At 52.5% G+C, this 12,252-nt stretch carries 8 protein-coding genes and 3 pseudogenes; 5 read left to right on the forward strand and 6 right to left on the reverse strand.

From position 1 onward, the window contains the following. Nucleotides 1–473 precede the first annotated feature (473 nt). Nucleotides 474–1,997: a cyclic diguanylate phosphodiesterase gene (locus LBF07_RS00860; protein ID WP_094934971.1), complete on the reverse strand. Its 1,524-nt coding sequence runs from the start codon at nucleotides 1,995–1,997 to the stop codon at nucleotides 474–476. Between the two features lie 675 nt (nucleotides 1,998–2,672). Between LBF07_RS00860 and LBF07_RS00865 the strand changes: the two genes are divergently transcribed. The 3 genes and pseudogenes from LBF07_RS00865 (at nucleotide 2,673) to ttcA (ending at nucleotide 4,282) form a co-directional block, all read left to right on the forward strand. Beyond that, nucleotides 2,673–3,083: an ASCH domain-containing protein gene (locus LBF07_RS00865; RefSeq protein ID WP_165356699.1), complete on the forward strand. Its 411-nt coding sequence runs from the start codon at nucleotides 2,673–2,675 to the stop codon at nucleotides 3,081–3,083. 156 nt (nucleotides 3,084–3,239) lie between these two features. Beyond that, nucleotides 3,240–3,311 (forward strand): annotated as a pseudogene (locus LBF07_RS00870) (hypothetical protein); the annotation flags it as partial. Between the two features lie 35 nt (nucleotides 3,312–3,346). Then, complete coding sequence (gene ttcA / locus LBF07_RS00875; RefSeq protein WP_023312015.1) at nucleotides 3,347–4,282, forward strand: tRNA 2-thiocytidine(32) synthetase TtcA; 936 nt, start codon at nucleotides 3,347–3,349, stop codon at nucleotides 4,280–4,282. Between the two features lie 42 nt (nucleotides 4,283–4,324). Here ttcA and dbpA read toward each other — a convergent pair whose 3' ends face one another. The 5 genes and pseudogenes from dbpA to LBF07_RS00895 form a co-directional block, all read right to left on the reverse strand. Beyond that, on the reverse strand, nucleotides 4,325–5,698 hold the full coding sequence (gene dbpA, locus LBF07_RS00880; RefSeq protein ID WP_094934970.1) for an ATP-dependent RNA helicase DbpA: 1,374 nt from the start codon (nucleotides 5,696–5,698) through the stop codon (nucleotides 4,325–4,327). A 27-nt stretch (nucleotides 5,699–5,725) separates the two neighbouring features. Further along, nucleotides 5,726–5,899 (reverse strand): hypothetical protein, encoded by a 174-nt coding sequence (locus tag LBF07_RS24655; protein WP_305089335.1) that lies wholly within the window; start codon nucleotides 5,897–5,899, stop codon nucleotides 5,726–5,728. Between the two features lie 282 nt (nucleotides 5,900–6,181). After that, entirely contained in the window at nucleotides 6,182–7,165 is a 984-nt protein-coding gene (gene zntB, locus LBF07_RS00885; protein WP_033145705.1) for a zinc transporter ZntB, read from the reverse strand. Nucleotides 7,166–7,320: 155 nt separating this feature from the next. Next, nucleotides 7,321–8,232: pseudogene (locus LBF07_RS00890) on the reverse strand (methyl-accepting chemotaxis protein); the annotation flags it as partial. Nucleotides 8,233–8,247: 15 nt separating this feature from the next. Further along, a protein-coding gene (locus LBF07_RS00895; RefSeq protein ID WP_103178130.1) for an IS1-like element IS1B family transposase occupies nucleotides 8,248–8,945 on the reverse strand; the annotation gives its coding sequence in 2 pieces (ribosomal slippage) (nucleotides 8,248–8,696 and nucleotides 8,696–8,945; 699 coding nt in all). Between the two features lie 91 nt (nucleotides 8,946–9,036). Between LBF07_RS00895 and LBF07_RS00900 the strand changes: the two genes are divergently transcribed. Next, entirely contained in the window at nucleotides 9,037–10,908 is a 1,872-nt protein-coding gene (locus LBF07_RS00900; RefSeq protein ID WP_224435099.1) for a bifunctional diguanylate cyclase/phosphodiesterase, read from the forward strand. Nucleotides 10,909–11,000: 92 nt separating this feature from the next. After that, nucleotides 11,001–12,232, forward strand: a pseudogene (locus tag LBF07_RS00905) (diguanylate cyclase domain-containing protein). The last annotated feature ends 20 nt before the right edge of the window (nucleotides 12,233–12,252 follow it).

The raw sequence follows: 12,252 nt of genomic DNA on the forward strand, positions 1-12,252 counted from the left end.
AGCGGTTTTGGATGACGCATTATACGCTAACTGACGAAAATCTCAGAGTGAGACGTCTATTCTAAAAACAAACTCAGCCCCTGGCCTTTACTGGTTAATATTTAAACTGCGGTAATAAGTAAGCATTATTTCATTATGCTATGGCAGCGAGCATTTTTTCTTAAAAAATTAACCTGAAACAACTTACGTCGAAAACACAGCGTAAGCGCATTGTTTTAACAAAACAATAATCATTACATCCATCAATCTAAAGAGGGCGCGACAATGTTGATTAAAGTCAAATTAACCGTTAGGCAGCTAATATTCCAAATCACCCATTTGCTTAAGAATCCCAAAGAGAATGTTGAAAACAATTAATTTGACCATCCGGTCAATACATAACAAAATATTACCGTGGTTAAAGCAATAATGGTCTGCATTTTTGGGGGATGATGTCCCCCCTTTTTATTTTCTCAGAAACAACCGAATAAACATTATTCCACCCTGATCTTAACTTTTGGCTTCGACAAGAGAACTTTGACCAGTTCCTTGAAAGGAAGAGGTTTGTAAAAGAAAAAACCCTGTAAAAACCGGATATGATTGCGTGTGAGGTAATCGAGCTGCTCTTCAGTTTCAACGCCTTCCGCCACGATGCTAATTGAGAGTTTTTTGGCCAACTCCAGTACCGAATCAAGGATTAGCGTTGAGTCCTCATTCGCGTTAACCCTGGCAACAAAGCTCTGGTCGATTTTAATGTAATCAATATGCAGATCCTGCAGATAGGACAGACCGGAATAACCCGTACCAAAGTCATCCAGCGCAATGGCAAATCCGTTGTTATGTAGCTCATTCAATGTATTAACAAGATGTTCATCAATGTCGAGCGGTTCACGCTCCGTCACCTCAACGACGAGGTTAAGATCCTGTTGAGTGAAGCTGCGCTTGTAGTGGAGACACTCTTCAACAAAGGTGGGCGCAACGATATGAGAAGCGCTGAAGTTAATCCCTACGTGAAACCCTTCCGGCAGCAATGTCGCAATAGCATTCATGTGTATTGCAACCTGCCTCATTAAGCTCTGAGTCAAAGGAATAATTAAACCGGATTTCTCCGCAAGAGGAATGAAGGACGCGGGGGAAATAAATCCTGATTGAGGATGCTTCCATCTGGCCAGCACCTCCACACCCCGTAAGGTTCCCTCTTTGCCGCTCACAACGGGTTGGTAATACGGAATAATTTCATTTTTGTAAATGGCGATGCGCAGCGACTCTTCGGGTGAAACATCCTTAGAAATATAGCGTTGAAGAATATAAGCAGAGAGAGACGATATTATCAGCAGGAATAACACCACGCCTCCGGCTCGATTGAATAATCTCTTAAGGCTAAAAAGAGGTGGAGAGGTGAATTGTACCGAGAATGGATAAGTAGAGGCTTTTACCGTTAATACCTCTTTATTCGTAGGGTCTGCCGTCGTCACATCGCCTGTCAGACCTAAAAGCGTATTGCCTACTCTCAGGGAATATTCAACGCCATTTAATGGCATATCCAGTGCATCACGGATATGGCTATCGCTGATGCTAACGATGATTCGGCTTCCGGCATGAATTGTCTGATATAAGAGAACCGGAAGACCGTTGACGGTACTGGCCGAAGGGACGAGGAGCAATGATGACTCAGGCAGCACTGAGCTGTTGACCAACAATACGCGGTTTCCCGGTAACGAGGAGCACCAGACCGCATCATTTTTCAGAATAACGATCGTTCTCAGGTGAGGCTGTAATGCCGCCTCGGTGCCCAGCCGATATTGCCCTTCAGCATCACACTCATTCTCGGCAAGTTGCATTGCCATCTCAGTCGCATGACGAGCTTCTTTAAGAATAACATTCATGTTCCGCACGACGTAATGCGCCTCTGCCAGGCTATCGGCCCGTGCAGAATACCAAACCTGTAAATTAATGATAAAAACGCCTAGCAAAAACATTGTCGTGGCTGCAGCTACGGGGATAGATGCATGGCGCATTTAGGGTTCTCGATTTAAGTGAAGTAGCCGCTTCAACGACGGTGAAGTGATTGAATTGTCATTGTCTTAAGCATGGTCGATAACGTAATAAATGCCAGGCGTCAGAAAAGTTCTCGTAAACCAGATTCAGGGGAAACAAAAGGCCGCCGAACGGCAGCCCTGGTGGATAAGTGTCTATTAATATCGCTTTATTGTATTGATCGGGGTTCTTTCTGACCAGTCTGGCCGCTCGCCGGCCATGATTGCACGCTGTTGCGTTGGCGTCACAGACTGAGTTATTTCAGGCATTGACTTGTATTCGGGTTGTTTAGGTGGACTGAGAACCAGATCGGAGCTACAGCCTGACAGCAGGAAAATGGCCAGTAGAGATGAAATAAGCTTGAACACGTTAAACCCTTCCAATGGGATAAAATTTTAAGAAAAAGCGTGGTGCTGGTTGCATCCAGGTGACTCGTTACTGATATTCAAAGCCACGCGCCTGGCTGCAGACAGCAGATTCACCACACAGATAACCTCGTAAGGATATATTTACCAGGGCAATACGCGCAACGCTTTGTTTTCCTTCCCACCCGAACTAAAAATGCAAGGAAAGGCGACTATGCTTCTACAGTCGAGGGGGTTTATGCTAAAACCGCTATTCCGATTCTTTTGGTTAAGAGTTAAGAAGGGATTTGAATGGTTCAGGTTGAAGAATTAAAAATGAAGTACCCAGACGCAGTGGCCTGGCAAATGGGTGACGGCCCGGAACTGGCGAGCGTGCTTGCGGACCTGATTAAAAAAGGAATCAAAACGGCCACCTGCGGATCTTTTGCCTCGTACGCGCAGGATGTGTCTGCTCCGCGGATGGGGAGCTACAACATAATTCTTGATGGCCAGAATGTCCCGGTCTGTGTGATCCGGCTGGTTTCAATGCGGCTGGTGCGTTTTTGCGATGTAAATGAAGAATTCGCTCGCAAAGAGGGTGAAGGCGATTTAAGCCTTGAATACTGGCAGAAAGAGCATCAGCGATTTTTCTTCCGCGAAGGCCATTTTTCTGAAGATATGGAACTGATCGCGGAAGAATTTGAATTGGTTGAGGTGCTGTAAGCTGAGATAAAAGTGATACTTATCCCAGCGAGCCTGCACCCTTCTGATGCCCTCCCAGGTTTGTCAGGCTTTTTAAAGCTACCCTTGTCGATATAACGCATCACCCCGGCATCACTAGCCATTACCCTTAAGCCTGCATGATGTGAATCATTATAGGGCTCCAGATTTAACGCAGCTGTAAAACGTGCTGGTATTCGCCGCCGGAATCCGTACCATACGCGGCATACAATGTTTGCCCCTGCTGGCTCCGAAGGTAGTACTAAATGCAAGAGAATCAAGAGATTAACAAAAAAGAGCAATACAACCTGAATAAACTGCAAAAGCGACTGCGCCGTAACGTGGGCGAAGCCATTGCAGACTTCAACATGATTGAAGAAGGTGACCGCATCATGGTCTGCCTGTCAGGGGGTAAAGACAGCTATACCATGCTGGAGATCCTGCGTAATCTTCAGCAAAGCGCACCGGTGAAATTTTCCCTGGTAGCGGTCAACCTTGATCAGAAACAGCCGGGCTTCCCGGAGCACATTCTGCCGGAATACCTCGAGAAGCTGGGCGTTGAGTACAAAATCGTCGAAGAAAACACCTACGGCATTGTGAAAGAGAAAATCCCGGAGGGGAAAACCACCTGCTCACTCTGCTCTCGCCTGCGCCGCGGCATTCTGTATCGTACCGCGACGGAGCTGGGCGCGACCAAAATTGCGCTGGGCCATCACCGCGACGATATCCTGCAAACGCTGTTCCTCAATATGTTCTACGGCGGCAAGATGAAAGGCATGCCGCCTAAGCTGATGAGCGATGACGGCAAGCACATTGTGATCCGCCCTCTCGCCTACTGCCGCGAAAAAGACATTGAGCGTTTTTCTCAGGCTAAAGGTTTCCCGATCATTCCATGTAACCTGTGCGGCTCTCAGCCGAACCTGCAGCGTCAGGTAATTGGCGACATGCTGCGCGACTGGGATAAGCGTTATCCAGGGCGTATCGAAACCATGTTCAGCGCGATGCAGAACGTCGTCCCTTCCCATCTCGCGGACGTGGAGCTGTTCGACTTTAAAGGCATAAACCACGAGTCAGAAGTTGTGAACGGCGGAGACCTGGCGTTTGATCGGGAAGATATTCCCATGCAGCCAGCGGGCTGGCAGCCGGAAGAAGATGACAATCAGTTTGAAGAGCTGCGTCTCAACGTGCTTGAAGTGAAGTAAGCGATTAGCGTCTCAGAAACACCTTCTGAGACGCTTCATTCTTTATTTCAGCAGACGTACGCGACAGGTTTTACCCTTAATTTTCCCGTTTTGCAGCTGCTTCCATGCCTTATGGGCAACCGCCTGGCGAACCGCTACGTAGACATGCGCCGGATGGACCGCAATCTTGCCGATATCCGCCCCGTCCAGACCCACATCCCCGGTCAGCGCCCCTAATACGTCACCTGGACGCATCTTGGCTTTTTTACCGCCATCAATGCACAGCGTCGCCATTTCAGCCTCCAGCGGCACAATGCTGGCGCTGGCCGGTGCATTCATCCAGTTCAGCTTAATCTGCAGCATCTCAGAGAGAATGTTGGCGCGCTGCGCCTCTTCCGGCGCGCAGAAGCTGATCGCCAGACCGCTGTTTCCCGCGCGCGCGGTACGGCCAATACGGTGCACGTGCACTTCAGGATCCCACGCCAGCTCAAAGTTCACCACCAGCTCCAGGGATTTAATATCCAGACCGCGCGCAGCAACGTCGGTTGCAACAAGAACGCGGGCGCTGCCGTTAGCGAAGCGGACCAGCGTCTGATCGCGATCGCGCTGTTCCAGATCGCCATGCAGCGACAATGCGCTCTGGCCGGCGGCATTCAGGGCATCACAGACCGACTGACAGTCTTTTTTGGTATTACAGAACACCACGCAGGACGCAGGCTGATGCTGGCTCAGCAATTTCTGCAGGAGCGAAATTTTCCCCTGCTGCGAAGTTTCAAAGAACTGCTGCTCGATGGCGGGCAGCGCATCTACGCTGTCGATTTCAATTGTGAGCGGATTTTTCTGCACGCGCCCGCTGATGGCGGCGATGGCCTCCGGCCAGGTCGCGGAGAACAGCAGCGTCTGACGATCGGCCGGGGCGAAACGGATCACCTCGTCAATCGCATCGCTGAAGCCCATATCCAGCATCCTGTCTGCCTCATCCATTACCAGCGTTTGTAACGCATCCAGCGAGACGGTGCCTTTTTGCAGGTGATCCAGCAGGCGACCGGGCGTTGCGACAATGATGTGCGGCGCATGCTGGAGTGAATCACGCTGCGCCCCGAACGGCTGTCCGCCGCAGAGGGTTAAAATCTTGGTGTTTGGCAGGAAACGCGCCAGGCGACGCAGTTCACCCGCGACCTGGTCTGCCAGTTCGCGGGTTGGGCACAGCACCAGAGACTGGGTCTGAAAAAGCGCCGCATCGATGTGCTGCAACAGGCCAATGCCAAATGCCGCCGTTTTCCCGCTGCCCGTTTTCGCCTGCACGCGCACGTCACGGCCCTCAAGGATGGCGGGCAACGCGGCCGCCTGAACAGGCGTCATCGTGAGGTAACCCAACTCGTTGAGGTTATCGAGCTGGGCGGCGGGCAGAACATTCAGGGTAGAAAAAGCGGTCACAGTAGTCTCTCGTGGTCATCTTTGCGGTCAGATGGCGCGTATCCTCGCAGATCTCGCGGTTCGATGCGACAATTTAATCGGTTCTTGATCTGGCGGCGGGTCGGGCATCGGCTGCGGACGCGGGATGGGATCGGGCATTGGCACCGGATCGGTGGGGACGGGATCGGATTGACGCGATTGTTGCAGTAGCAGAGCGTTCAGGATGCTCATCATTCCCTCCAGAATTTGCTGTCGTCCCTTTTAGGGTAGACGCTGAGAATCAGGAGGCAAAAAAAAGCCGACTATGAAGTCGGCGTCGTACGAATCAATTGTGCTATGCAGTAATTCAAAAAAGGAAGTAAGACAATATGGAGCGCAACGCCCATCGCTTGACGTTGCATTCACCTGCGGGAGTAATATTGCACCTTACGGGGTAGATGTTTATTGACTTCGCTCAATTAAAAGAGCGTTTTGATCCCGTTGAAAGCTGAAAAAAGCGTAAATTTACAGCCATTTACTACGATGCAACCACCATGCAACACCACCAATCAAAACAACTAACATCACGCAAAAGGCGGTAAAGCCGTAGCGATAGGCGCCACCCGGAATTCCACCCAGATTCACGCCAAACAGCCCGGTAAGAAACGTGCTGGGTAAAAACACCATCGCCATCAGGGACATCGTATAGGTTCTTCTCGACAGCGACTCCTGCATCACCTGCGCGATTTCGTCCGCCATCACCGCCGTTCTGGCAATACAGGAATCAATCTCGTCCAGCCCGCGCCCCAGCCTGTCGGCAATATCCTGCATTCTGCGTCGCTGATCGTCATTCATCCAGGCGAGCCTTTCGCTGGCAAGACGCGCATACACGTCGCGCTGCGGCGTCATGTAGCGGCGCATCACAATCAACTGCTTACGCAATAAGGCCAGAAAACCGCGCGGCGGGATCTGCTGATCGAGCAGGTTATCTTCCAGGTCGATGATTTTGTCGTGCAGCTCTTCAATAAATTCACTCGCATGATCGGTAAGGGCGTCGCAGACGTCCACCAGCCAGCTGCCGCAGTCGACCGGCCCGGTGCCCTCTTTCAGATCGTTGACGATGTCATCCAGCGCCAGAACTTTTCGCTGGCGGGTCGACACAATGAGCCCATCGTCCATGTAGACACGCATCGCAACCAGCTGATCCGGGCGTTCATCCGTGCTGCCGTTAATGCAGCGCAGGGTGATCAGCGTCCCGTCACCCATTCGACTCACGCGGGGCCGCAGGCTTTCACCCGCCAGCGCATCGCGCACGTTATTGGGCAAGAGCGGCGTCGAGGCCAGCCAGTCAGCGCTGTCCGGGTGGGTGTAGTTCAGATGTAGCCAGCAGGGATGCGCACTATCGATCACATCATTATCTTCCAGCGGTCGCGCACCGCCGCGACCATCCAGCACCCACGCAAAAACTGCGTCTGGAACGTTAAGTTCAGATCCTTTAATGCTTTCCACAGCGCCTCCACCTTTTTAGCTCTTCGGTGTCAGTCTAGCTTTCATCAGGGGTTAAGCAACAAGTATGTATCCCATCGCGCTGAAATCGCTCAGGAATTATACATTCTGGCCAGAGGCGTAAAAAAAAGCCTGGCATGCCAGGCTTTGAGGAGCTGTCAGAGAGAGTGCTCTGGCCGCTGGAGGAAGGATGGCGAACCGCCAGGTGATGAGGACAAGGATGACTGATCGAGCCTGAAATTACGCGTTCGGGTCTGCAGCTCAATCACCTGATTACGCAGTACATCAGACGAACCGTTGAGTTCCTCTGCCATTGCCACGTTACTTTGCGTAACCCGCTCCAGCTCCGATAGCGCCAGGGTAATCTGAGAAATGCCTTTCTCCTGCTCTGAGGTTGACGCGGAAATGTCGTCCATTAAGCGGCTGACATTCCCCGAGCCGGTCACGATTTCATGCATGTTTTTCTCTGCCTGTGACACAACGCTGGCTCCCTGCGTGACGTTACTGCTGGTGACTTCAATCAGCGTTTTGATATTCTTCGCGGCCTCCGCGCTGCGGTGTGCCAGGTTTCTTACCTCTTCCGCGACGACAGAAAAACCCTTGCCATGATCGCCCGCCCTTGCCGCCTCAACGGCCGCGTTGAGCGCCAGGATGTTCGTCTGGAACGCAATACCGTCAATGAGCGAAATAATCTCCGTCATCTGCTGCGCGCATTCGGTAATGGACTGCATATTGCTGGCGACCTGCCCCATCAGCTCGCCGCCCTTGCGCGCCTGTAACGTCGCCACATTTGCCTGCTCGCTCGCCAGGCGGGTGTTATCGGCATTGTTTTTGGTGCTCGCGGCCATTTGCTCCATGCTGGCTGCGGTTTGCACCAAAGACGCGGACTGCTGCTCGGTTTTCACCGATAGCTGAGCGCTACGTGCCGAGAGTTGATCCGATAAGGTCATGGCGGTTTGCGATGACGCTCTGATCTCACGCACCAGCGTCGCAATATTGCCGGAAAGGCTGTTTATGCCTGGGATGAGTCGGCCCGCACAGTTATTGCCAAATTCAGGGATAGATACGCCGGTAATGACTCCAACTTATTGATAGTGTTTTATGTTCAGATAATGCCCGATGACTTTGTCATGCAGCTCCACCGATTTTGAGAACGACAGCGACTTCCGTCCCAGCCGTGCCAGGTGCTGCCTCAGATTCAGGTTATGCCGCTCAATTCGCTGCGTATATCGCTTGCTGATTACGTGCAGCTTTCCCTTCAGGCGGGATTCATACAGCGGCCAGCCATCCGTCATCCATATCACCACGTCAAAGGGTGACAGCAGGCTCATAAGACGCCCCAGCGTCGCCATAGTGCGTTCACCGAATACGTGCGCAACAACCGTCTTCCGGAGCCTGTCATACGCGTAAAACAGCCAGCGCTGGCGCGATTTAGCCCCGACGTATCCCCACTGTTCGTCCATTTCCGCGCAGACGATGACGTCACTGCCCGGCTGTATGCGCGAGGTTACCAACTGCGGCCTGAGTTTTTTAAATGGCGGAAAATCGTGTTGAGGCCAACGCCCATAATGCGGGCGGTTGCCCGGCATCCAACGCCATTCATGGCCATATCAATGATTTTCTGGTGCGTACCGGGTTGAGAAGCGGTGTAAGTGAACTGCAGTTGCCATGTTTTACGGCAGTGAGAGCAGAGATAGCGCTGATGTCCGGCAGTGCTTTTGCCGTTACGCACCACCCCGTCAGTAGCTGAACAGGAGGGACAGCTGATAGAAACAGAAGCCACTGGAGCACCTCAAAAACACCATCATACACTAAATCAGTAAGTTGGCAGCATCACCGACCTCTGGTTAACCCTTGCGTCACTGGGCGTCGCGGTGGTTGCATCGGCCACGGCACTTAATATTGCCGTCGCGGGCAAAAAACTTTCTCCCTTTCGACTGATCTTTGCCACGGCGATCCTGAGCGCTGGCGTGGTGTCGATGCACTACATCGGTATGGCGGCCCTGATGCTGGATGGCAGCATCATCTGGGATCGCCGCCTCGTGGGGTTGTCCGTGGTTATTGCGGTTGTTGCCTCCGGCACGGCGCTGTGGCTGGCTTTCCGCCTGCGGGATAAACACAAAGGCGTCTTTATCAATCGCATTCTCGCGGCCTTCATCATGGGTGCCGCCATTTGTGCGATGCACTATACCGGCATGAGTGCCGCGCAGTTTCAGGAAATGGCGCATACCCTCCCGGGCGGGATCGGCGAGCTGGGGTTATCCATCTGGGTTTCGGTCACCACGCTCTGCCTGCTCGGCGTGATGTTAATCATTTCACTGATCGATTCCCACCGGCGCACCAGCAGACTGACGGATAATCTGCATCAGCTCAACCGCCAGCTTGAGCTACAGGCGCGTTTTGACGCGCTCACCGGGCTCGCAAACCGCCACCAGATGGATCTCCGCATGCAGGATTGTCTGCGCAGCGCGCTGCTGAGCAAGAAGCCATTTGCGGTTATTTTCCTGAACGTCGATCACTTCAAACGCGTTAACGATACGTGGGGTCACAGCGTCGGTGATGAGCTATTGATCGCGGTCGCGCAGCGCATCACGGCCCGGCTCACGCGCGAGATGACCCTGGCAAGGCTGGGAGGCGACGCCTTTATCCTGCTGGTGCCGGAATGTGACGACGACAGGCTCAACGCGCTGGTCACCGCGCTGCTTGAAGATGTGCGACGCCCTCTGTCCGTCTGCGGACATACGTTACGCACAACGATCAGCGCGGGCGTAAGCCTCTATCCTCAGGATGGCGAAACGCTGCACGAGCTAAAGCTCAAGGCGGATGCAGCCCTACATCGCGTCAAGGAAGATGGCCGCAACGGCTGGGCGATTTATCGGGCCGAGATGTCAACGGCGATCCCGGCAAAACCCGGTTTCCTGCAGGAGCTTTCGCAGGCGCTTGAGCGCGATCAGTTTGAACTGTGGTACCAGCCAACCTGGCATGCGGGAGAGAAAACCATTCACGGTTTTGAAGCCCTTCTGCGCTGGCGGCATCCTGAGCAAGGGGTTGTGCTGCCTAATCTGTTTATCCCTTCTCTGGAGCAAACGGGCTTAATTATTCCGGTAGGTAACTGGGCCATTGAAGCGGCATGCCGACAGCTTCATTTCTGGACTGAGCAAGGTTTCAGCCAGTGGACGCTGTCTCTCAACCTATCCCCCATCCAGTTTGAACAGCCGGATATTTTCCAGATCGTCTCGTCGATGCTGGAAAAATATAACTTGTCTCCGTCCCGGCTGATTCTGGAGGTAACGGAAAGCACCGCGCTTAAAAATCTGGACCGCAGCATTGAGTTGCTCAATGCGTTTAATCACGCGGGGATCGTTGTCTCGATTGATGATTTTGGGACGGGCTATTCCAACCTTCTGATGCTGAGCGTGCTTCCGGCCAAAGAACTCAAGATCGACAGAAGCTTTGTCACGTCGATGCTGGAAAATGAAAAAAGCTACAAGCTGGTTGAAACCATTATCAGTATCGCCCGGACCATGGAGATGAATGTGGTGGCAGAAGGGATCGAGACGGAAGAACAGCAGGCTGTTCTCACCCGACTCGGCTGCGATTACCTGCAGGGATATCTTTTCTCCCGCCCCTTACCTGCCGAACAGGTACCGTGGCTACTGCTGCAGATAAACTCAGACAAACAGATTATACCCATTAATAAAATTCAAACGGACCCCGCATTTATTTCTCAAAAAAATCATGCCTGACGGGGTTAAGTGGAGTATGTTTCAAGGGAGTACACGCGAGTCAATTCTGTCATGATTGTCAGGCACATGTTGTCGATGAACAGGAAACGCCTATGTCGCAACCTTGTTTTGATGCGTTGAATGTAATTAAAACACCCGTGTGGCTCGTTTCACCCGTGTTGGAAAAGATCATTTTTGCGAATGTGGCCGCAACGCAGATCATGGGAGATAAAACACTTGATGACCTGCGCAAAGGGATCTATTCAGCCAGTGCGCAAACCGTCCTGTCGATGTATGTATCTGAACTGAAAACAGAGCAGGAGATCGTCGAAATCTGGACAACGAACCGGGATGGACAGGATACGCCGTTAAGCTGTCGCCTCTCGCTTGCCCACTACGCGCCCTGGGGCGATGTGATTGTTTTCGAGGGCATCTCCCAACAAATACTCTCAGGATTGAAGGCCAGCCGTTCCGCTACCTACCGGCGGAAAAAACAGGGTTTTTATGCGCGCTTTTTTCTGACCAACAGCGCCCCGATGCTGTTAATCGATCCGGCCCGCGACGGCCAAATCGTCGATGCAAATCTGGCCGCACTCAATTTTTATGGTTATTCACATGATGACATGTGCAGTAAGCATACCTGGGAAATCAATACGCTGGGGCGAGATGTGATGCCCATTATGACTGCGATTGCCGCGCTGCCCGGTGGTCACAAGCCGCTCAATTTTGTTCACCGCCTTGCCGATGGATCCACCCGCCACGTTCAGACGTATGCCGGGCCCATTGAGATCTACGGTGACAAGCTGATGCTGTGCATCATCCACGATATCACCGAGCAAAAAAGGCTGGAGCAGGAGCTGGAACATGCGGCGTTACGTGACTCCATGACGGGGTTACTCAACCGGCGCCAGTTCTACGCGATTACCGATCAAAGCAATCTGAATAAACTTCCCTCGCAGCAGCAATTTAGCCTGCTGCTGGTGGATACCGACCATTTCAAAAACATTAATGACCTGTTCGGCCATCTGATGGCGATGAGGTGCTTATCGCCCTTTCCCGGACGCTGGAAGACTGTAGTCGGGAGGGCGATATGGTGTTCCGCTGGGGTGGCGAAGAGTTCGTTATCCTGCTGCCGCGCACCTCTCTCGACACTGCGATGCAGATTGCCGAGTCAGTCCGTGCAGCCGTTGCCCGCATTACGATTCCAGGCTTGCCGCGGTTTACCGTCAGCATCGGCGTAGCGCGGCACAATCAGGGAGAGAGTATTGACGAGCTGTTTAAGCGTGTGGACGATGCGCTGTATCGCGCTAAAAATGACGGACGCAATAAAGTCCTTGCGGCATGAAACTGGAGTATCCGGAAAAG

Source organism: Enterobacter cloacae complex sp. ECL352 (assembly GCF_020149545.1).
In the GTDB taxonomy this organism is placed as follows: domain Bacteria; phylum Pseudomonadota; class Gammaproteobacteria; order Enterobacterales; family Enterobacteriaceae; genus Enterobacter; species Enterobacter asburiae_B.